Source organism: Chryseobacterium sp. CBo1, from assembly GCF_001693475.1.
GTDB classification, from domain to species: domain Bacteria; phylum Bacteroidota; class Bacteroidia; order Flavobacteriales; family Weeksellaceae; genus Chryseobacterium; species Chryseobacterium formosense.
The window spans coordinates 110,174-133,065 of sequence record NZ_MAUH01000067.1 but is presented as its reverse complement, the minus strand read 5'-3'; the positions used below and the strand labels follow the sequence as shown (position 1 = coordinate 133,065).

Here is a 22,892-nt window from a genome sequence, read left to right as displayed (position 1 = left end):
CACAAAAAAGACAACTCATTGAAGAAATCCTTTCATTAATCTTCGTGATATTAAGATTTGTTTAATTCTTGATAATTGTTTTTGAGATTAATCAAAATTTTACCATAGGTATTTTTATAAATCCAATACAAGAAAAACACAACCATAATCAATACAATTGCAAAAGCAGCATAATTAATTAATTCAGGAGTTAAAGAATCGGGATTAGTTACATTAAAAGTTCCGTTTCTTTTTCCATCTAGATAACCTGCCATAAAATCCTGTGTATTATGTTTAAAATTAACAATATTACCTACAACAATCACTAAAAATGAAATTAACGCATATCCCAAGACCATTTTTCTTAAATTTAAAATATTCCTCATCAACGAAATAGAATTTTGACTAACCTTTATTTTTTTGAATGAATAAATAATTAAAATAAAAAACACAGTAAATAATCCAATCCTAAAATAAGGAAACTCACTGTCAATATAACCAATCATAAACCATAAAATCACTTCTATCAAGCCAATTATAAGTAAATTTTTGGTAACAGAAATAGATTTTTCTTTAATCATTGAATATATTTCTGTTGCAGAGTAATTTTTAAATTCATTTTTGTTTTTACTCCAATCTTCTTTTAAAAGTTCTAATTCATCCATCTTACTTTGCATTTATTTTTGATTTCAAATTATTCTTAGCTCTATTCATCTTTACTCTTGCATTTCCTTCTGTAATTCCCAAAATATCACCTATTTCTTTAAAAGGTTTATTATCAAGATACATCATGATTAATGCTTTTTCAATATCAGATAAGCTATAAATGTGCTGATACATTTCTTTGAGTTTATATCCATCATCTTCATAAGATTCTTCTTTTATTTTTAAAGACGAAACATTAATATCAACTTGTTGGAACTGATGTTTTTTAGTTTTTTTAGATAATGTCATTGCTGTATTTAAAGCCACCTGATACATCCAGGTAGAAAATTTAGATTCGCCTCTGAAACCTGCGTAAGATTTCCATAGTTGTATCGTGATTTCCTGAAAAAGATCTTCATGATCTTCAGAATTATTCGTATAAATTCTACATATTTTATGTACAATTCTTTGATTTTCTTTAAAAACATCAATAAATTTTTTCTCCAAATCTGAACTCATATTTTATATGTATACAATTTTATTTTTCGTTACAGATAATTACATAAAAAAAAGACAACTCATTGCTGAGTTGCCCTATATTTAATGTTATTTTAAACTGATTAGTTCACTTTCTGCCAAACTTGCGTTCTTCCTAAAATAGAAACTCCCATATAACCTCTTACGTTCAGCTTATCTCCACTTTTTGTAATAGTACATTTATAAGTTTTACCCGTTTTAGGATCTGTAATCGTTCCTCCGGTAAACTCGTCACCGTCTTTTGCCAAACCTCGGATAATTTCCATTCCCAAAATTGGCTTACCTTTTCTGTCATCTTTACAGCTTGTACAGTTAGGATCTGCGGGTTTTATCAATAACTGAGATACTTTTCCGTAATATTTACCGTCAGATTTTTTGTAGATTTCTACGATAGATTTTGCCTGTTTTGTTTCGTCATCTATGGTTTTCCATTTTCCTTCGATCTGTGCAAAAGACATTACACTGAATAAAGAAAGTACAAATGTTGCTAATAATTTTTTCATATTATAGAGTTTAATTTTAATTATAAGATTCTTAAATTCTTAATTAGTTAAAAATAGACATAAATTTTAAACACACCAACATTTTTGTTATCCTTTGCATACATCACAGAAGATTTGATTGATTTTAAAATTAAACAGTCTTACCATTAATTCAGTTTTCTGTTGATCACACGATTCATATAATCCTGATACCAGGCTTTTGCCATCTGTTTTCCTTTTTCGGTTTCAGGAGATTTTATTTTATCATTAAGATTATTTTCAAAACCTAAATCATTTTTCTCATAAATTCCTGTAATATTTTTACCATCAAACCTGTAAATATAATTTCCGATAATGAACTGTTCTGAAGTTCCGTCTGAATTAACGATGAGATACGGATATTTTTTTTCGCTCAATAAGCTTCTACCCCAGCTTCTTATTTTTTTATTATAACCGATTAAATCTGCCAGAGTCGGATAAATATCAATCTGCTGTGCAAATTCAGGATTTACTCCTTTCAGGTTGTATTCAGGATTTGGAGAATAAAAAATCAGCGGAACAGCAAAACGGTTCATTGCCTTCTCGTATTCAGAATAATAAATCTGGTTTGGATGATCGCCCGTAAATACGAAAATCGTATTCTTAAACCACGGTTGTTTTTTTGCCGTTTCAAAATATTTTCTGATCGAATAATCGGTATATTCCATCGGCTCGTGCATTTCTACTTTACCTTTTTTGAATTTTCCGTTGTATTTTTCAGGTATTTTAAACGGATGATGTGATGAAGCCGTAAAAACAGTTGCCATAAAAGGCTGTGTTTTGCCTACGTTTTTTGCAAAATATTGTAAGAAAGGTTCGTCCCAGATTGCCCACATTCCATCAAAATCTTTGTCATTATTATACTCGTTTTTACCATAATAATGTTTATAACCTAAAATATTTCCGAAACCTAAAAATCCCATAGAACCATTGGGTGCACCGTGATAAAATGAAGTATCATACCCCATATCATTACAAACCGAAACAATCGACTGAATTTTCTGATTCGAATAAGGCGAACTTGTAAAAGCATCAGTTAAACTCGGAATTCCTGCTAAAATGCTGCTCATTCCATGGATAGACTGTCTTCCGTTGGCAAAAGTATTCGGAAAAATGAGACTTTCATTCGCTAAACTATCAATAAATGGAGTATAAGAAACATAATCTTTAATGTTTTTATCTTTATTAAAAGCTCCTGAATATTCTCTTCCGAAAGACTCTACAATGAAAATTACCACATTCGGTTTACCGTCAACCTGTCTTTCATACGTTTTATATGGATTGATATTTTCATCGATAAATTTCTGATCAACAAATTGAACTTCCCTGAAATTATTCGTTCCTAGCGTTCTGAAGAAAGAAAAAGTAGAATTCAGCACAATATTTCCCTGAAGCGGAGTTTTTACAAATTTATTGGCATCTACTAAATTAATAGGTCTTGTACTGTGTTTAAAATCCCCTCTGATTCCGCCAACAATTAAAACTGCGGAAACACATAAAGTAAGAATCGACAATATAAAGTAAGGAACAAGCTTTACAGGTTTTTTATATTCAATTTTAAATCTTTTATAAAGAAAAATCCATAGGATCATTAATACAACAAACCACAAGATCACAAAAGGATGCTCTTTGGTAGAAGCTGTAAAAACCTTCATAATATTGGTCTCATGTTTTGCCACCTGAAAAGCTGCCGAAGTGAGTCTCGTCTGAGAAAATTTATAATAAATAAAATCCCCGAAATTCATGGCATAAGCAATTCCGTTGGTGATAAAATACAGCCAGAATAGAAATTTCTGATACCCTTTTTTGGTATTGATGACAATCGGAATTAAACTTAAAAAAATAAACAGAACGTTAACGTAAAGAATTGCCGTAAGATCAAATGCAACACCGTGAAAAGCCAGACTCAGATAATCCGAAATACTGTCTACTTTTATTAAATCTTTATTGAAAAACCAAAACAAAAGTCTTGCGATCTGATAAAATACAAAAGTCAAGAAAATTCTGTAGCATAAAACCAGAACTTCTTCTTTTCTGAATTCTTTAAAAAATTTCATTTGTCTGTATAATTGCTTTTAAAGATGTAACGTTATCAGGCGTCGCTTTACTTTAAAATTTTGACTGATAACAAATTTGCTGCGCAAATTTAAGCTAAATTCATATGTAGATATTTATTTTTTTTAATAGCCATATGCAATCGCCAATTTATATTGCCTTCATATTTCACTGTTAATTACAGCGATTTCACAGGATTATAATTTTTAGTTCATATTAATTAAGGTTAAAATTTTTAAAAAATGTAATTTTGCTGCTATGAATTTCATAAAGAACAATCTGGCAAATGCCATTACTTTGGGAAACCTTTTTTCGGGTTGCGTTGGTGCTGTACATTTGATTTTAGGCGATTATCAGACAACTGCAATCTGCATTATTTTATCTCTGGTCTTAGATTTTTTCGACGGATTTGTAGCGAGAGCCTTAAAAGCCAATTCCAATTTGGGAACTCAGCTCGATTCTTTAGCAGATATGGTAAGTTTCGGATTGATTCCCGGATTAACAATTTTTGTTTCTCTTCTCGAAGTTGAGAATAGCAATTCTTTAAATTTTATAGATTACGGATATTTACTTCTCAAAGAACAGCGTTGGATTTCTTATTTTGGGTTTATTATTACACTTTTTTCTTGTTTAAGACTGGCAATTTTTAATCTGGATGAGGATCAGAAATATTATTTTAAGGGTTTGAACACCCCTTCAAATACCATCTTGATTTTTGGCTTATATTTAGCACATAAAGAATCTTCTGCTTTCAGTTTTTTATTTGAAAATGAAAGTTACTTATTGATTTTAACCGCAATTTCATCTTGGCTTTTAATCAGTCCCATCAAAATGATTGCCATGAAATTTAAATCAATGAAGTTGCAGGATAATTATCCAAAAGTAGCCTTACTAATTGGTGCAATTCTTATTTTGATTATATTTAAAACTGTCGGAATTCCATTAGTAATTATTTATTATATCTTAATTTCAATTATCTTTCAGAAACAATTAAAGTAAGAAGATGGAAACCTGAAGTTTTCATTCTCAAATTCACACATTCATATATTCTCAAATTTTCAAATTATAAAAAATGAACTTAAAACTCTATAAACCTCTTTGCATATTCGATCTTGAAACAACCGGAACCAATGTCGGAAAAGACAGAATTGTTGAGATCTGTATTTTAAAAGTAAATCCAGATTCTTCGAGAGAAAGCAAAACCTGGAAAGTGAATCCGGGAATTCCAATCCCGAAAGAATGCAGCGAGATTCACGGAATTTATGATGAAGATGTAAAAGACGCGCCGACGTTTAAGGAAATTGCGCCGAAAATTGTAGAAATGATTTCCGGAGCGGATTTGGGTGGATTCAATTCTAACCGGTTTGATGTTCCTTTGTTGGCTGAAGAATTGCTGCGCGCAGATTTTGATTTTGATTTAAATAAATTCAAATTGGTCGATGCACAAACAATTTTCCACAAAAAAGAGCCAAGAAACCTGAGTGCGGCTTATCAATTTTATTGCGGAAAAACTTTAGAAAATGCTCATTCTGCTGAAGCCGATGTTTTGGCGACTTTTGAGGTTCTGGATGCACAAGTTGGAAAATACGATGACATTTCTAATGAAGTTGCTGAATTGAGCGAATTTTCAACCCAAAATAAATTTGCCGATTTAGCGGGAATGATTCATTACAACGCAAAAAACCAGGAAATTTTTGCTTTCGGAAAATACAAAGGTCAGGTTGTAAAAGAAGTTTTCCAGAAAGATCTGGGATATTTCGGGTGGCTGCAAAATGCAGATTTCCCTTTATATACGAAGAAAGTCTTCACAAAAATTCAGCTTTCGAGTAAGTTTTAATCTTTTTAACCGCAAAAGAGGCAAAAGATTTTTATCCGCTAAAAAGTATTTCAAAGAACACAAAACAATAAGTACATTTTTTTGTCAACTTTTGTAATTTTATTTTCAGCACATTCTTTGTTTCTTTTGCGGTAAAATAATTTCAGTATGAACAATTTAGTTAAATTCAAATTCTACGAAACAGCTCTTGAAGCCAATCGTGACAAGCAGATTCTTGCCGAAAATGGTATCAACAGTTTTATCGCCAACGAACAACTGATTCAGTCAGATTGGCTGCTTTCACAAGCTGTGGGAGGAATTCAGCTTCAGGTTTTTGAAAATGATTTTGAAAACGCTGAGAAAGTTTTAACTGAATATCAGGAAAATGAAAAATTCGCTCTTGAAGTGGAGCACACAATCGAAAATCCTGGTTTTGATTTTGTCTGTCCGAAATGCGGTTCCAACCATTTGTATAAAGATGACAGCTCGACAAGCTTCTTTGGAATTTCGATTTTATCGAACGAAAACTACGTTTGCTATTATTGCGGGAATAAATTTAAGCATGGATAGGTTGGAAGCGGAATGATGGATTGAAGATTACATGATTGAGAATATTTTAAGATTGCTTCGATGCACTCCTCGCAATAAGATTCTTTAAATAGTGCGCAGAATTCTCTCCAAAGGAGGGGTGGCGAAAATTTCAAAGAAATTTTTGACGGGTGGTCTCAGAAGAATTACAATAAGTTTTCTCATTCGTCGAAATGACAAACTTTTGGAGAGAACACTCTATATTAGCCCTGATTGCACGAAAGATACAGTGGAAAGCGGGAAATAGCTTCTAAAAACATTAATAATGAGTAATAAGTAATGAATAATTATTCAACAAAATAAATTATGAAAATAATCTGCATAGGAAGAAATTATAGCGAACACGCGAAGGAATTGGGAAATGCAATTCCGGACAAACCCGTAATTTTCATGAAACCCGACACGGCTGTTTTGAAAGGAAACGATTTTTACATTCCTGAATTCTCAAATGATATACATTACGAACTGGAAGTGGTGGTAAAAATCTCAAAAGGCGGAAAATACATTCAGAAAGAAACAGCTCATAAACATTATGAGGAAATCGGTTTGGGAATCGATTTCACAGCAAGAGATTTGCAGAGTGACTTAAAATCTAAAGGTCTTCCGTGGGAACTGGCAAAAGGTTTTGACGGTTCTGCAGTGGTGGGAAATTTCTTCAAAAAAGAAAATTACAACCTTGAATCTTTGAATTTTTCATTATTAAAAAATAAGGATAAAGTACAGGACGGAAACTCGAAAGATATGATTTTCAGTATCGATGATATTATCGCTTTTGTTTCGCAGTATTTCACATTGAGAGTTGGGGATTTGATTTTCACCGGAACTCCGGAAGGTGTCGGAAAAGTTTCTGAAAACGATATTCTGGAAGCTTATCTTGAAGACGAAAAAGTCTTAGACATCAGAGTCCTATAGAAAATCATTTGACATTGGTCTGTTTTTTTCATACCTTTAAGAAGACTTAAATTACAAATTATGATAAACATTATCCTTCCCGTCGATTTTGGAGAAAAAACAGATCAGCTGATAGACGGAGCCGTAAAATTTGCCAAAGAAGTAAACGGTAAAATTTGCCTTATTCACGTTGCACCAACAGACATCGGTTTTGCCATCGGAGATATGGGATACCAATATTTTCCGGAAGTTGAAGAAAATGAAATCAGAGAGGAACTGGTACTTTTAAACAAGATCAACCAAAGAGTTCTCGCTCAGGATGTAGAATGTGAGCATATTTTAAAGCAAGGGATCGCCAAAGATATTATTTTGGAATATGCCGACCTTAAAAATGCAAGTTATATTGTAATGGGTTCACATGGAAGAAGCGGAATTTATGATGTTTTTGTAGGAAGCTTAACGAAAGGATTGACTAAAAGCTCTAAAATCCCCGTTTTGGTTCTTCCGATTCACGAATAAATATTTCTTTAGAATAAATAAAAAAGACCGATCAAATAATTTGACCGGTCTTTTTCTATATAACCAATTAATTAACCTTCTTTTTTATAGATCTTAGGATCGTAGTAAGGATGCTTTCCTTCTGTCGGAGAAAAATAGTCTTTGTCTTTATCACCACCCAATGTTGCTACCAATACATAGCACCAATATGTGAACAATGCACAACATACGATGAACAAGATCCAGTTTAATACGTTTCCAAAAGTATCGAAAAAACCGAAAGACCATTTGAAAACACCGCTTAAGAATAGAAAGAAAGACGTCATTATTTCCTTTTTTAAATTAACTTTGCACAAATTTATAAAAAATGTTTAGATTACTTTCAAAAGAAAGCAATATTTTTTCAATTCCTGTTTATATTGGTTTTCTTCTTTTTATAGTAATATTATTTAACATACTGAATTTCAATACTTATGAAGCAATTATCGCAGGAATTACTTTTCTGGGAATTGCTTTGGGATATTTTTGTTTTAATGCCATTGCACTGAATTACAATACCCATTTGTCTTTGTTTCTCTACACATTTTTTATTTTTGGGCTCTATGACGGAAATCTCGACCTCGGAATTGCCGTTGCTTTGCTTACCAATTCGTTTCTCCTTCTTCTTTTAACAAGCACCGATGAAGATCTGAGAAAAAAATCCTACGTTCTTGTTGGTTCTATTGTAGCCTTAAATTTCATCTTTCTTCCGACAACCTGGCCAATGATGTGTTTTGTTCTGATTCATTTAATTGTAACTTCTGAAAGAGTTGGTTTAAATATTTTCAGATTTCTTTTGGGCATAATCATGATCACGTTGAGTTATTTCTCGGTGATGTTTTTTATGCAATACAACACCTGGAATACTGCTTATATTCCTTTCGGAAAAATGAAAGTAATGACCGATTATACAGAATTGTTTCCGTTAATTCCGATTGCATTAATGCTGATTTATGCAATATATGACCATTTTCAACATTATAATAAGAAAAGCCCTGTAAGCAGATATAAATATACTTTTTTACTGGTATTTTCACTTGCACAGTTGGTAAGCATCATCCTTTACATGAATAAAAGCTACGAATACCTTTTGCTTTTGGCTTTTCCTTCAACGATTATTCTAAGCCGAATGTTTAAGTTTTTACCAAAATACTGGATGCAGGAAGCTTGTGTATGGCTTACCATCATCAGTTTGATTGCATTTAAAGCCGGAACTCATTTCAATTTATTTTAAGATTAAAGATTATGATTCAAATAGACGATAAATTAATTTCTGAAGATATTTTTTCTGAAGAATTTGTTTGTAACCTTACAAAATGTAAAGGTGCATGTTGTGTGGAAGGTGATGTCGGAGCTCCTCTCGACAAAGATGAGCTTGTGATTTTAGAAAATATTTACGATAAAATAAAACCTTACCTTACTGAAGCCGGAATTAAAGCTTTAGACGAACAAGGAACCTGGACAACCGATCCATTGGACGGAATGTACGTAACTCCAATGGTTGAAAATGCAGAATGTGCTTATGTAACTTTCGATGAAAAAGGCATCACAAAATGTGGAATCGAAAAAGCATATGAAGACGGCGCAATTGATTGGCAAAAGCCTATTTCCTGTCACCTATACCCTATCAGAATTACTGAATATTCTACTTTTTCTGCTTTAAATTATCATGAATGGAGCGTTTGTAGTGATGCCTGTACTTTAGGAAAACAATTACAGGTTCCTGTATATAAATTCCTGAAAACTCCGCTTACAAGAAAATATGGTGAAGATTTTTATGCTACTTTGAGTGATGTTGCGGAGGAATGGAAGAAGGAATACGGAAAATAGTGTTTATTTGAGATTCGAGATTTGAGATTCTAAATTCAAGGTTCGAGATTCGAGAATCGGAATTCAGTTTTCAGGATTAGCGATTTTAAATTTCGATTTTGAATTCAAGATTCGGAGGTCACGCTTCGTAATAGGAATATGTATGAATTTAAATTTTCCCATGTTCAGTCCCGAAGGGACGACTTTCTGAAGGATAGGATGATAATCCTATCAAATCGGAATCTTATCATTCAAAAACAGAACAAAAACAAACCACCGCAGGAAAATTCCTGCGGTGGTTTTCATTATATGTAATCGACTAAGATTATTTTACTGTCGTAGCTTTTACGGTTGCAGCAGTTTCTTTTTTAGGAGCAGCTTCCCATCCGTCTTCAGGCATTAAAGTAGCAATAACTCTGTTTTTCGTAAGATATTTTTTAGCAACATCCTGCAGATCTTTTACAGTAAGTGCTTTTACTTTTTCCTGATAATTCAGGATCTCATACTTGTCGCTTCCGTCTAATTGGTTTTTAGACAAAGCATTCATCCAGTAGTTATTATCTTTGATGTCTGTTTTATAATCATTCATCTCCCCTTCTTTGTACTTATCAAGATCTTTTTGTTCAGGACCTTTATCGATAAGTTTCTGAAGTTCAGCGATAGCACTTTTCGTTAATTTATCAGCATTTTCTGGTCCGCAAGGGAAACTTAAGCTGAAAGAGTAATTACCATAAGGAACTTTAGACATTCCGCCTCTTGCTCCACCACCGTAGATTCCGCTTTCGTCTTCTCTGAGTTTCTCAATAACTTTGATCGTAGCCACTTCACCTAAAGCTGAAAGAGCCAACGCTTCCTTTTCATTGTATGGAGTTTCTCCGGAGAAAACGATCTGAACCATACTCTTAGGATCCTTTCCTTTTTTGTACACTTTCGTATGATCTCCTGTGATTGCTCTGTAGCCTGTATCTTTGAAATTTGTAGCCTTTCCTGTCGTTGGTAAACTTGCGATATACTGTAAAACCTCGTTTTTAAATTTAGCCTCATCAATATTTCCTACGAAATAGAAATGGAAGTTTCCTGCATTGGCAAATTTTTCTTTGTAAACATCATACGCTTTTTTGTAATCAGTTGCCGCCCAATCTTTTTCCAACGGAAGAATACCGATGAATCGTGGGTTCTTCTGATTCGTAAATTTAGCATGCTCACTTGCAAAATAAGTCTGTGGATTAGACAATAAATTATCCAACATTGCAGACTGCTTCATTTTATAAGCATTAAATGCTTCCGGGCTGTAGTTTAAACCTGTAAAATAAGCGTAAGTCAATTCCATTGCGGTGCTCAGATCTTTTTGGTTTGTTCTACCAAAAATTCCTTCCAAAGTACTGCTGATGTATGGATTTACCATCACCTGTTTTCCAGCTAAATAATTGGTAAGATCAGCTTTGGAAGCCCCGTTTACTCCAGCTTCAGTAAGAGCCTGATAAGCGAACTGTGTTTTGTTGTAATCTGCATCATTCAATAATGAATTACCACCTAAACTTCTTGCTGAGAAAACAATCTCATCATCTTTAAAGTCAGTTTTTTTGAAAGTAACTTTTGCACCGTTGCTTAAAGTCCAGGTTGTTGTGCCTAATTTTGCATCGGTTTCAGTTTTAGCAATTTTTCCTTCAGATTTAAATGGCTTCACTAAATTTTTGATGGTCGCTTTTTCTTCATAAGGTTTAAGATCAGCTAATTTTACATCATCAAAAGTTTTTAAAACTAAAGCTTCAGTAGGCATTGTTACATTGTCTTTTTTAGGACCTGTAATCACTATTACTCTGCTGTCTTCTTTCACCATTTTCTTGATCACATCGTTTGTCTGAGCCAAAGTTACGGTTGGTAAGAAAGATTTTGTATCTTCATATTCCCATGTAATTCCTGGCATTGGTTCCTGCTCAAGGAAATTTCTAACGTATTCGTCTACCAACATATCGCTTTCTGTTTTGTCGCGGTTGTTGTAAGACCTTTCCATATTAGACATGATCTGAGATTTTGCTCTGTCTAATTCTCCCTGTGTAAAGCCAAATCTTTTTGCTCTTTCTGTTTCTTCAAGAAGAACTTTCAAAGCATTTACCTGATTTCCTTCTTTTACCATTGCAAATCCCTGGAAAGCTTCCTTCGTTCTTGCATACGTTCCGCCATGATATACAGAACCGAATGTAAATGGTGGATTGTTTGAATTTACCAACTCTCTCAATCTGTTGTTCAACATTGTTGTCGCAAGATTTTCAATTAAACTCTGGTTGTACTGCTCAACAGTAACATCCGGTGCATAAGCTTCTTTATCTTTCATGATAAACTGAACCATCGAATTGGTTGCATCCGGATCAGTTTCAATAGCGACTAAAGTTTCATTATGGTTTGGCAGGTCAAAAACCTTTCTATCTCTTGGTTTAGAAGGATTTTTGTATTTACCGAAATTGGTTTTGATTTTTTTCTCAACCTCATCTACATTAATGTCTCCTACAACAACAATCGCCATAAGATCCGGTCTGTACCAATCTTTATGGAATTGTCTGATCACATCTGGCTTAAAGTTTTCTAAAACCTCTTTTGTACCAATTGGTAATCTATTAGCGTATTGAGATTTGTAAAGCATTTTAGGAAGGTATTTATCAGACATTCTTTTGTCTGCACCCAAACCTAATCTTAGCTCTTCCAATACGACTCCTCTTTCTTTGTTGATCTGCTCATCGGTAAGAGTAGCGTTGAAAGCCCAGTCTTCCATTACTTTTAATCCGGAATCAAGATTTCCCGGCTTATCTAATGGAACAGGAAGCATGTAAACCGTTTCGTCAAAACTTGTATACGCATTAAGGTGCTGCCCGAATTTCACACCGATAGACTGTAGAAAATCTACAAGTTTATTATCCGGAAAATTTTTGGTACCATTGAAGTTCATGTGCTCCATAAAGTGAGCAAGCCCTCTCTGGTTTTCGTCTTCAAGAATAGATCCTGCATTGATAGCCAATCTGAAGTCTACTTTTTTCTCAGGTAATGTGTTTTTCTTAATGTAATATTTCATTCCGTTTGGAAGGACACCTGTTTTTACAGAAGGATCCATCGGGATATTCTGTGCAAAAGCCATTGACGACATTAAAACAACTGCCGCAACTGACGATAGAATTTTTTTCATATAATTTGATTTAAATCTTTTCTCGGAGATAAAATTAAATATTTATCACAACCCCAAGAAATTTAATCACTAATATTTTAGTTAAACTTGCGTTAAAGTTTAAAAAATAAAAAAACCGGTTAAAAAACCGGTTTTAAATATGTTTTTATTAATAATTATTGAAAATCAGCATCAGTTACACCCGAATTAACGGTAACTTTTGTGGTTTTGATAATCACTTTTTGCCCACCTCCTTCTGCTTCAATCTGTTCAGGAAACTTAATACCATCAACGGTTATATAACTTTTTATAACAGCTCCGCTCATTGCATTACCTGTTTTATAAAGCAATCCTGTAGAAGTATCAAAATATAATTTCACAGCATCCGACACCAAAACATTGTAGCTTTTTCCGTCTAATGTTTCAACGGCTGAAGTAAATTTAGAAGCATCAAGACCTAATGCATCAATGGTTTTGCCTTTTTTTAATTCTACAATTCTGTCGGGCGTAAACTCTACTTTCGTACCAGTCTGATTTGAATGACCTTTCACACCGTCAAAAACACTCACAATCTCCTGTCCCATGATAAACTGTACAGATTTGAACTTATTGCCCATCTTTTTGGTTACCGACTTGATTTCCATACCCTGTGCGGAAATAACATCTTCGCTGACAGAAGATTTTACTGATTCCAACTTCGCCTTTCCTCCCAAAGCTTCAATATATTTATCAATGATCTGTTGCGGAGAAAGTTGCGATTTTACATTTGATTCAATAGTGGTTACTGTCTGTACATTTGCATTTACTGAGGTACTAAGCAAAACAGCGCAGAAAAACGGGATGATGATCTTTTTCATATTAAATATTTATTTGTTTAAAGCTTTGTGAAACCGTGTTTAGTTTTTTTAAAGTATTTCAGTTTCGTCGTTAAATTAAAGTGATAAAGATAATCATATTGAATGACATGAATCGTTCTGCACATAAAAACCTTCGGCATTCCGAGGATTTTCAATTTTTTTTAACCCAATATTTACAAGAACTATTCTTTCACAAACTTTGTAGAAGTACAATTACCTTCTTTATCAATCATCTGCAGAATATAAACTCCTTTCGACAATGAGGATGTACCCAGCTTCAGACTATTTAAAGTATTTTTTTGTGATAATATTTTCTGACCTGCCGCATTAAATACATTGATCTCTGTAATTTCTTTGTCCCCTTTTACATACAGATGGTCTTTCACAGGATTCGGATAGACAGAAAAGCCGTCATCAATCGTTACGGACCTTACACCCAGGCTTTCCAAATTGTTCACAGCATTCAATCTTATAAAAGGAAAATTAAACTTTGTAATCCCATTATTCTGCTGCCAACATCCTGAGAAATATGTCGTATTCACCGTAGTATTTGTATCTAATGTTCTTACAGGCACATCAACAGGATTATTATGTCCTGTATGGCGTATTTCTATAACTAAATTTCCGCCCGTATAAAGATAAGGCGTATCGAATACGAGCGTATAAGCGTAAGGATTACTGCTGTTTCCGGCAGGAACTGAGCCTGCAGAAATCATAAGGTTTCCCGATTTTACCATCGTCTGAGTCCCGACAATATTAGCTGCAAAGTTCATTTGCATATTAGGAGGAGTCACTCCTTTGCTGAGATAAATCTCATAGCTGCCGAATGCCGTATCAGTGAGTGGCCATGCATTTGTATAAGAACCCTGGAGACTGAAAGAGATCGAGGTAATGTATTTGTTGACCATTAAAGAAATTGGTGCATGAGCTATAAGAATCTGAAATCTTCTTGGAGCATTTGCATAAGGCCCCAGAAAAGCTCCGTCTTCATTAGTGATGCCCGGCAAAATTTGGAAGCTCCCCTGTGCTTTCAAGTTTGAAGATAAAATCAATGTGAGTAGCAATGCGAACAAACTCAGTTGTCTGCTTCTTTTTCCGTTAAGAATGACAGATGAAGCCGAGAACGGATAACCAATAGAGAATAGACCTTTTTTCATATTCATAAATTTAGTGATCATAAAGATACGTTTTCTTAATGATATCAAAATTAAGATCTTACATCATGCGTAATTCAAAACCCACAATTGCAATCAAACTTGAACATAAAAGCATATCTCCAATTTCTTGGAAGTTTTCACATACTTATTACAGTAAATAAATTTATCTATTAAACGATAAAATATTATTCTTTAACAAATTTCGTCGAGGTAGAATTACCTTCTTTATCAATCATCTGTAAAATATAAAGACCTTTGGATAATGAAGAGGTATTCAGTTGTGGGATTTTCGTGCTGTTCTTTTGATACAATACTTTCTGACCCGCAAAATTGAATACGTTGAATTCTACAATATCTTTTGTTGATTTTACAAATAAATTATTTTTTACCGGATTAGGATAGACAGAAAAGCTATCATCAATTGTTACTGATTTCACACCGAGTGTATCAAGAGAATTAATCTTTATGTAAGCAAAGTTACCATTTAATACCCCTCCTGTTCCCTGCCAACATGCAGAAAAAAGAGTACCATATCCTGCTGACGTATTGGTGCTCGTAACTGAGTGTGTAGAAAGAGAGCTCGAGTTACTTCCTGTATGACGTATTTCTAAGATAAGATTCCCTCCGCTATAAAGATAGGGAGTATCAAACAAAATATTATAACTGAAAGCATTGGGATCGCCACCCGAAGTGAGTGAGCCCGCAGGAATAATCAAAGCGCCGGTTCTTACCATTGTCTGTGCTCCCGTAATATTTGCTGCAAAATCCAATTGTCTGTTGGCAGGATCTACTCCGTTACTTAAATAAATCTGATAACTGCTGAAAGTAGCATCTGCAGCAGGCCAGGATGAAGAGGCAGAAGCCAAAAGCCTGAATGAAATAGAATTGAGATATTTACCAACCAAAGGTGTAAGCTGGGTATCATCAATCAGCATCTGATAAGTTCTTGCAGAATTTGCCAAAGGTCCCAAAAAACTTCCGGAAACATTGCTATCCGGAATTATTTTAGAAGTCTGAGCTTTTAAATTTGCAAATAATGTCACCATTACTACGAATAGAAATGTCAATGAAAATTTTATTTTTCTTTTAGATAAAATAACAGAATCTGAAGTTTCAGATTGTTTAAAGAATAAAGTTGTTTTCATATTGTAAAATTTTTAATAATTCTAAATTTACAATATTTTTTTCACAATAAAACCAAAACAACATTACCATATTATCAAACAAAAGCAAAAAACCTCCAATTTCTTGGAGGTTTTCAATATTTATCAGAGAATAATTATTTCTTCAATTCTTCTAAAAACTCGTCGTGAGAGATCTCAGTTTCTTTTTTAGTAGCTTTCTCAAGGATAACGTCTTTCAACTTAGCCATTGCTACTTCAGAAGAAATTTGTCTTACCTGCTCTTGGTCTTTCAACATTTCAACAGCGTATTTCTGAACTTCTTCATCACCTAAATGGTGAATTCCGTAGATTGCCAATTGATTTTTCACCAACTGCTCAGCCTGTGCCAAAACATCAGCATAGTCTAACTGAATTTCGTTTTCGCTCATCAATTTACCTTCGATGATTTGATATTTTAACTGATTTTTCTCAGCTTCAAGAATTTCTTTTGCCTGATCTTCAGACTGGATGTTCTGGTTTGAGAACATTAACCATTTTACCAAGAAAGATTCAGGAAGTTTTATTTCTTCTTTTTCAGAAACCTGCTCCAATACTTTGTTTACGAAGTGTACGTCTGCATTCTGCTGGAAGTATTCATCCAATTCAGATTTTACTTTTTCTTTCAACTCTTCTTCAGACTTGATGTTTCCTTCACCGTAAACTTTATCGAAAAGTTCCTGGTTTAGTTCAGCAAGATTCAAAGAATAGAAATCTTTTACTTTCACCTCCACTTCAGCGTGGTGTAAATGCTCAACTTCTTCTTTAGAGAATCCTAATTCTTTAGCCAAATCTTCGTCAGAAGCAAGAGTTTCTTTAGAAACCTTTACAGACTCATCCATTTTCAAAGATTTTACCAATTTGAAAGCTGCTTTATTTTCAGCGGTAATGGTAGCATTCTTTGGGTGGTGGTGGTGCTCTCCTTCTGCATCTTCTTCAACTACCTGAGTAATTTCTAAAGCTACGTAAGAATCTTTCGTGATTTTGTCTTGCGGCACCTGCTCTGCAAAACGTCTCTGCATATTTTCGATGCTCTTGTTGATTTCTTTATCAGAAGCAGCTACTTTGTAGTGTGCAGCTTCATATTTAGAAAGATCGATAGAGAATTCAGGCTCGAAACCTACTTCAAAAGCAACCTCCAATTTCTCTGCATTATGATTAAAATCATTTACAGGCTGTGGAACCGGCTGACCTACCAATCTCAGTTTGTTTTCGTTGATATAGTTATTCAAAGCATCAGAAACCTGCTTGTTGATTTCCTCAAATGCAATACCTGCTTCATACTGCTTTCTTACCATACTTAAAGGCACTTTCCCTTTTCTGAAACCAGGAACCTGTGCGTTTTTCGCATAGTTAATCAATTGCTTCTCTACTTTATCTTTGTAGTCAGACTTTTCTAATGTCACTGTAAGCAATGCACTTACATCATCATGATTTTGAGCTGTAACGTTCATTATCGATTAAAATTTTAGGTTGCAAAAATATGAATTTTTTATTAAAAATATCAATTAAAATCAACTTAAAAAGACAAATATTGTTAAAGTAAAAACCGTCGAATGATTTTTCAACGGTTTTACAATATAATGTGCTATATACATTTACAATACTCTTTGTAATGTTGTAAATAAAACTTTTTCTCCATTAAATTGTACTATTTGATATAAAAATCTGTAAAAACGATATCCGTCAGGTATTGTTGTTCCATTTCCAACAGTAGTTCTTACTGATAAAAATAATTCTGTAACCTCTGCATTATAATTGGTTCCGTTAATTGGTGCTGTTGCTGTAGTACCAGTTGGTGGTCCTTGCCAAAATACGATATCATTTTGATCAATCGGCTGTTCTACTCCCGGAGCAATACTAAGACCTATCAATTGCCGCCCTTCATCTACAGAATGAGCTGCTGTATTAATATGTACAACTATCGTACTTCCTGAAGTATTTTTTAAAATCGGTCTATAGTAAGTAGAACTTGATGAAATAACATCAAAAGTAAGACCATCAATAACCGGCATTGAAGCTCCGTATTTTACATTTGCCGAAAAATATAGTCCAGGAGTATCATTCATTGTCGTAGCGTTAGCAAAATAGGTATTTGCAGAAATACCTCCAATAGGAAGCGCATTTCCCTGTCCCACTGTTGCATTACAGGTTTGCCCTCCAACATTTAAAGGAAAGGTTGTAGTTATTGGGCTTGATACAGTAGGAGTTCCCGAAACAGTATAAATTAAATTTCCTGAACCTATATTAAAATTTCCAGAAGCAATTGTTGCAGTAAGACCATTTACTGGACCTATAGTTTGAGCAGGATAAGCTCCCCCATCTCCGTTTGTATAGGGCACTGTCATCGATCCAATGTAAGCTGTACCCGAAGTATATGATGATGGTGATAAACTTACACTTGTACATGAAATTGTACCAATAGTCCCGGCGTTAGTTGATGAATTGTTAAAAGTTCTCCATTCAGTGCCATTCCAAAAAACATACCCAACGTATCCAAGACCAGAAGTTCCCGTATTATATACCAAAAGTCCTGTAGCAGGTGAAGGAATTGTAGCTTGATCTGTTGCACTGCTAAGCGAAACTCTTGGTAAAAGTACTCCTTTGTTTATGGAATTTATATCCAGCTTTGCACTATTATCCGGAACAGTTATTCCTATTCCTACACTACCTGTAGAAGTTACAGCGAAATCATTATTCTGTTGAGCTGCAGTTGGTATTCCGGTTGCAGGATTATCTTTTGCTCCATCTATATTAAAAACTCCTTGAGGATTTGTCGTGTTAATCCCTACCTGAGCAAAATAAGATGAGCAGCTAAACATTAAAATAAATGGGATAAATAAATTTTTTTTCATAAGTGATAATTTTTAGAGCTGATAAAATTATTATCAAAAAAATGAGGAATACAAAAAACGATTACTTATATATACTCATACACATACTTAAAGCTACTCACTCCTGCAACACATTGATAATAAACACATTAAAAATATCTAAAAATTATTAATGATATATACATTAATATCTGTTTCCGTTGAAATATTTAATTTTTTCCGAATTCTATATTTTTTATTTTCAATAGCACGAACAGTAGAATTGGTGGCTCTTGCTATTTCCTTAGTGGTAAAATTTAATTTCATCAATGCGCATATTTTCAATTCAGATGAAATAATATTAGAATGGGATTTTAACATATTGTCAAAAAAATCTGGAAATTGAGATTTAAAATAGGGAATAAATAATGTATTTCCATTAATAGCTATTTGATATAAATCTTCTGTAAAAACCAATTTATCTGTTTTCTTAATCATTTCGTTTAACCGTTCTTTTTCCATAAAATATTTTACTAATATTCTCTCCCTCCTGTTGGTAAAATAGATTCCTAAAAAAGCAAATACAGAAACTTCTAGAACTTTATATATGTTTATATACATTTCTTTTTCCGGAGTTAAATTCTGATGCAAGAAAGGAAACAAAGTATAACCTGTAAGAATGTTGATTAAAAAAAGAATAATATATAAACTGATAAGTGAAAATATGATAGGCTTATCCGTTTGATAATTAAAAAAATATCCAACGGCAGTCGTTAAAGAAATATAAGATAAATAACTCATAGCTCCTTTACCACTTGCTATATCACACAAAAAAACTATTATCCCTAAAAAAAAGAAAATTGACATTAAATTCAATCGGTTAAACCTTATTCTATTAGGTATTAGCAATGTAATAAATAGAAATATTGTCAAACCAAAAAATATTATTGCATATAGTAATTGATCAATAAAGAGATTAAGAATAATATTACATATCAAAATAAATACAAGAACTAATGTATATGTATTGAATAAATGATCTTTCTCATACTCTATCTCATCTTCTTCCCTTTCCTTCCTGCTCTTTATAGTATTTATTACAGTAGAAATTTTTAACATTGGAAAAATTGTATTATAATTAAAAGTCTATTTAAAGACAAAAATATCATAAAAAACTCGTAACTATATTAATACAGTTACGAGTTTTATTATTTAACCGACTATTATTTTAAATATAATATTAAAAATTGTCTAATTAGATTTTAATGTGCGTCAACCGTAATATCTACATCGCTTTCTCCACCTTGAGTTTGACCTAATTGATTGGTTGCGGAAGGATAATTCTGATTAACAGAAGTAGGACCGTGAATCAATTTGATATTCATTTTTCCTGTTGCCTGAGTAGAATTGATTGTCCATTCTGTTCTTAGTCCTAATTTATTCCCGTCTGTTCTTACAATATCATTGGCAGATCTTAGCACAACAATATCCGCATTTGCTGGGTTAAAGGTAATAAAGTGGTGGTCTTTTTCTTCTTCGATTTCATCTGAAGAATGATAGTGATCATCATGCTTGATCTGGAAATCTAATTCTGCCAAATAAGTATCACCTGCGTGTAAATGTAAATGACCATCTGCAACCCCTGAAATTACGTTTACAGTCTGAATATCTGTAGCATCATTTTTATTAGTCAATTTTAAAACCACTTTCCCGATTTCATCATGCTCGTGAACATCTTCAGGAATTGCATCATCGTCTGATCTACAAGAAAACACAAAAAGTGCAGCAAAAAGAACTAATGTAATATTGATAAATTTTTTCATTTTAATTTTAAATTTTAAGTTATAAATAATTAGAAATTGTATTTAAGAGTCACGACGAAATTCCTTCCGGGTTCGTACATATAATACCTGAGTCTGTTCAGATATTCTTTATACTCTACATTAAAAATGTTGTTGATTCTGAAGTTTAAATTCAGATTTTTGATTAAATCTGCTCCAACAGAAGCATTAAATATGGTGAACGCTGCAGGTGTAGAACTAAAATCAACGATTTCATTTCTTTCCACCCCGTCTTTAATAAAAGTCACCGGTAAATCTCTGATCGGAAAACGGTTTTGCTTAAATGAATTTTCATTCTCCAAAGCGATATAGAAATTTTTAGGTTTATTAAGAGTAAGCTCAACTGAGTTTCTCAGTCTTGCAGGCATCATCAAAATCAGCGGCTCATTATTCGAAAGATCGTCACCTTTCAGAATACTGAATCCTGATTTCCATTTTAAATTATCGAGAATTGACAATTCGGCATCGGCATCAATCCCATAAATTCTAGCTTTAATCTGTTGATACGTCCAAACCGGGAAAACTCCTCTACTTGTATTCTGTAAATCTGTTGGAATTTGATTCACAAAACTATCAGACATCATCAAATAAGGACTCGCCTCGATATGAAGACCTTTCAACACATCAAACTGCGCTGCTAAAGATAGATTTACATTATAAACGGTTTCTTTCTTTATACTTAAATTACCTTCTTCCATCATCGCCGCAGAATGATGCAACCCATCTGAAAACAGTTCAGCTGCATTCGGGCTTCTGTCTGCTCTTGAAAGATTAAGTTTAAGTTCAAGATTTTGAGTTGGCTTATAATCTAATCCAATATTCGCTGAAAAATTATGATAATCTAAAATCGGTCTCGTTAATGTTCTACTACCAGATTCACTCACAAAAAACTGCGGAAAAAGGTCTGCAAAGTTTTCATTCCATTTATCAGAATCATAATACTTATAAGAATCATATCTGCTGAAATCATATCTCGCAGCAGCTTCTGCATTTAATTTTGAATTAAATTTATATTTAAATACAGAAAAAACGCCTCCATCATATCGGTAATAATCAGGAATTAATCTTCTTGCTTCTGTTCTTGGATCAGGGAAATTATCCTGAAAAGTTCCTGAAATCCCACTTTCTAAACTCCAATTTCTACGTTCAAGCAAATGAATCAAGCTTGCAGAATGCGTAATCAAACGCAAATCCATTGAGGGCAAATCGGCACGTTCTGCTCTTCTGATGTCGTACTCTTCTCTTCTGTTATGCTGGAAACTGTATTGGAAAGTCAACTTCCCAAAATCAGCAAATCTTTTATAAGCAGAAATCTTAGCAATATGATGTTCAACAACCTGTCTCGGACTAACCATACCATAACTAAAATCGTCCAAATAATAAGGCTGTCCGAAATTCACCGCATTGTAAAAATCTTCCGGACTCGACAAGTGTGCACCTTTGTAAATCCCAAATTCCTGGTTGATCCCACTATAAGACACATCAAACCCTTGTAAAAAACTGTGCTTTCCGAAAGAGAAATTAAACGAGTTAAATTCCTGACCTGTATTCTGCAATGTATGATGCGGAACATATTGGTCTCCCGTCTTTCTGTAGCTCCCTCCTGTTTTTACAAACCATTGGTTTTCCCAGGTTTTTGCAACATTTGCAGCAATCTCTCCTCCTCTTCCATTAGAAATCCCTGAAAGTTTCAGGCTTCCCATAATGGTATCCCTCTTTGGTAAAACTGCAGGTTCCAAAACTACAACTCCGCCTACTCCTTCATTTCCGTACTTCAAGGCGGCTGCACCTTTAATAACATCGATGTGCTCAAAATCGTTCACATCAACATTTGGAGCGTGCTCAACTCCCCATTCCTGCTCTGCCATTTTCACTCCATTGTTTAGAATAGAAATTCGGCTTCCATACAAACCACGAATCACTGGTTTTGAAATATTATTTCCTGTTTTCAGTGCTGTAACCCCTGAAATTCTTGTCAATAAATTCCCAAGATTTTCCGTGGAATTTCTTTCGATTTCAGTTTTATCCAGCGTTCTCATAATCACTGAGCCTCTAGTTTTGTGACTTCCGTGAATGGTAACGGTTTCGATATCACCAATGTGATGTTCTAAAGTAATGGCTAAATGCAAATCTCTGTCGACTCCCACATTTTCAGTATAATCATCGCACAGAGGATGCTTTGCAATGAGCTGATATTTTCCTGCAGGAATATTATTGAATGAAAACTTACCTTTTTTATCTGTTTTTGTAGTATAATCGCCGATTTTTACCGTCGAATTTTCGAGCATGGTTTTATCGTGAAAATCCTGAACAGTTCCTTCAACCGTATACGTTTTCTGTGCGTTTGTAAATGCAAATCCTAAAAGGATAAGCAGTAAACTATATATCAATTTCATTTTAAATAGATAGATTGCGTATGTATCAGATCATTTCATTATAAAATGAACGACATGAAAATACTTTCGTTAAAATTTTGAATTGGATTTTGCTTTGTACTTTTGCCTTGAAGCAAAAAGTACTAAAAATTCA

21 protein-coding genes are annotated in these 22,892 nt (G+C 33.6%); 7 read left to right on the top strand and 14 right to left on the bottom strand.

Annotated elements, in window-relative coordinates; all coding sequences use genetic code 11:
- Positions 1–50 precede the first annotated feature (50 nt).
- The 4 genes from BA768_RS19355 to BA768_RS19340 form a co-directional block, all read right to left on the bottom strand.
- Positions 51–644 carry a hypothetical protein gene (locus BA768_RS19355; protein ID WP_065722064.1) on the bottom strand — a complete coding sequence of 198 codons (594 nt, stop codon included), beginning with the start codon at positions 642–644 and terminating at the stop codon, positions 51–53.
- A 1-nt stretch (position 645) separates the two neighbouring features.
- Complete coding sequence (locus tag BA768_RS19350; protein ID WP_065722063.1) at positions 646–1,143, bottom strand: RNA polymerase sigma factor; 498 nt, start codon at positions 1,141–1,143, stop codon at positions 646–648.
- 101 nt (positions 1,144–1,244) lie between these two features.
- A complete protein-coding gene (locus tag BA768_RS19345) occupies positions 1,245–1,664 on the bottom strand; it encodes a DUF2147 domain-containing protein (protein WP_034673226.1) in 420 nt (139 codons plus the stop codon).
- A gap of 146 nt (positions 1,665–1,810) precedes the next feature.
- Positions 1,811–3,739, bottom strand: coding sequence for an LTA synthase family protein (locus BA768_RS19340; protein ID WP_065722062.1), 1,929 nt, complete (start codon positions 3,737–3,739; stop codon positions 1,811–1,813).
- Positions 3,740–3,995: 256 nt separating this feature from the next.
- Here BA768_RS19340 and BA768_RS19335 point away from each other — a divergent pair, with 256 nt between their 5' ends.
- From BA768_RS19335 to BA768_RS19315, 5 genes are all read left to right on the top strand, one after another.
- Complete coding sequence (locus BA768_RS19335) at positions 3,996–4,736, top strand: CDP-alcohol phosphatidyltransferase family protein (RefSeq protein WP_065722061.1); 741 nt, start codon at positions 3,996–3,998, stop codon at positions 4,734–4,736.
- Between the two features lie 73 nt (positions 4,737–4,809).
- Positions 4,810–5,574, top strand: coding sequence for a 3'-5' exonuclease (locus BA768_RS19330; protein ID WP_065722060.1), 765 nt, complete (start codon positions 4,810–4,812; stop codon positions 5,572–5,574).
- Between the two features lie 147 nt (positions 5,575–5,721).
- Positions 5,722–6,123, top strand: coding sequence for a putative signal transducing protein (locus BA768_RS19325; RefSeq protein ID WP_034673218.1), 402 nt, complete (start codon positions 5,722–5,724; stop codon positions 6,121–6,123).
- A 324-nt stretch (positions 6,124–6,447) separates the two neighbouring features.
- Positions 6,448–7,053 (top strand): fumarylacetoacetate hydrolase family protein, encoded by a 606-nt coding sequence (locus BA768_RS19320; protein WP_034673216.1) that lies wholly within the window; start codon positions 6,448–6,450, stop codon positions 7,051–7,053.
- Positions 7,054–7,113: 60 nt separating this feature from the next.
- Positions 7,114–7,551 (top strand): universal stress protein, encoded by a 438-nt coding sequence (locus tag BA768_RS19315; RefSeq protein WP_034673214.1) that lies wholly within the window; start codon positions 7,114–7,116, stop codon positions 7,549–7,551.
- A 71-nt stretch (positions 7,552–7,622) separates the two neighbouring features.
- On the opposite strand, the gene BA768_RS19310 is transcribed toward BA768_RS19315, so the two are convergent.
- Positions 7,623–7,856, bottom strand: a complete 234-nt coding sequence (locus tag BA768_RS19310; RefSeq protein WP_065722059.1) for a hypothetical protein — start codon at positions 7,854–7,856, stop codon at positions 7,623–7,625.
- Positions 7,857–7,897: 41 nt separating this feature from the next.
- Here BA768_RS19310 and BA768_RS19305 point away from each other — a divergent pair, with 41 nt between their 5' ends.
- A complete protein-coding gene (locus BA768_RS19305; protein WP_034673209.1) occupies positions 7,898–8,803 on the top strand; it encodes a DUF6427 family protein in 906 nt (301 codons plus the stop codon).
- A gap of 11 nt (positions 8,804–8,814) precedes the next feature.
- A complete protein-coding gene (locus BA768_RS19300) occupies positions 8,815–9,399 on the top strand; it encodes a DUF3109 family protein (RefSeq protein ID WP_065722058.1) in 585 nt (194 codons plus the stop codon).
- A gap of 304 nt (positions 9,400–9,703) precedes the next feature.
- Here BA768_RS19300 and BA768_RS19295 read toward each other — a convergent pair whose 3' ends face one another.
- The 9 genes from BA768_RS19295 to BA768_RS19255 form a co-directional block, all read right to left on the bottom strand.
- Positions 9,704–12,556 (bottom strand): M16 family metallopeptidase, encoded by a 2,853-nt coding sequence (locus BA768_RS19295; RefSeq protein ID WP_065722057.1) that lies wholly within the window; start codon positions 12,554–12,556, stop codon positions 9,704–9,706.
- A gap of 155 nt (positions 12,557–12,711) precedes the next feature.
- Positions 12,712–13,392 carry a hypothetical protein gene (locus BA768_RS19290; protein WP_065722056.1) on the bottom strand — a complete coding sequence of 227 codons (681 nt, stop codon included), beginning with the start codon at positions 13,390–13,392 and terminating at the stop codon, positions 12,712–12,714.
- A gap of 182 nt (positions 13,393–13,574) precedes the next feature.
- Positions 13,575–14,549 carry a T9SS type A sorting domain-containing protein gene (locus BA768_RS19285; RefSeq protein ID WP_165601807.1) on the bottom strand — a complete coding sequence of 325 codons (975 nt, stop codon included), beginning with the start codon at positions 14,547–14,549 and terminating at the stop codon, positions 13,575–13,577.
- 185 nt (positions 14,550–14,734) lie between these two features.
- Positions 14,735–15,694: a T9SS type A sorting domain-containing protein gene (locus BA768_RS19280; RefSeq protein WP_065722054.1), complete on the bottom strand. Its 960-nt coding sequence runs from the start codon at positions 15,692–15,694 to the stop codon at positions 14,735–14,737.
- Between the two features lie 134 nt (positions 15,695–15,828).
- Entirely contained in the window at positions 15,829–17,163 is a 1,335-nt protein-coding gene (locus tag BA768_RS19275) for a trigger factor (RefSeq protein WP_065722053.1), read from the bottom strand.
- 144 nt (positions 17,164–17,307) lie between these two features.
- A complete protein-coding gene (locus tag BA768_RS19270; protein WP_065722052.1) occupies positions 17,308–18,564 on the bottom strand; it encodes a hypothetical protein in 1,257 nt (418 codons plus the stop codon).
- 138 nt (positions 18,565–18,702) lie between these two features.
- Positions 18,703–19,641 (bottom strand): helix-turn-helix transcriptional regulator, encoded by a 939-nt coding sequence (locus tag BA768_RS19265; protein WP_123947144.1) that lies wholly within the window; start codon positions 19,639–19,641, stop codon positions 18,703–18,705.
- Positions 19,642–19,784: 143 nt separating this feature from the next.
- Positions 19,785–20,345, bottom strand: a complete 561-nt coding sequence (locus BA768_RS19260; RefSeq protein ID WP_034673193.1) for a hypothetical protein — start codon at positions 20,343–20,345, stop codon at positions 19,785–19,787.
- A 29-nt stretch (positions 20,346–20,374) separates the two neighbouring features.
- On the bottom strand, positions 20,375–22,759 hold the full coding sequence (locus tag BA768_RS19255; protein ID WP_065722050.1) for a TonB-dependent receptor: 2,385 nt from the start codon (positions 22,757–22,759) through the stop codon (positions 20,375–20,377).
- Between the last annotated feature and the right edge of the window lie 133 nt (positions 22,760–22,892).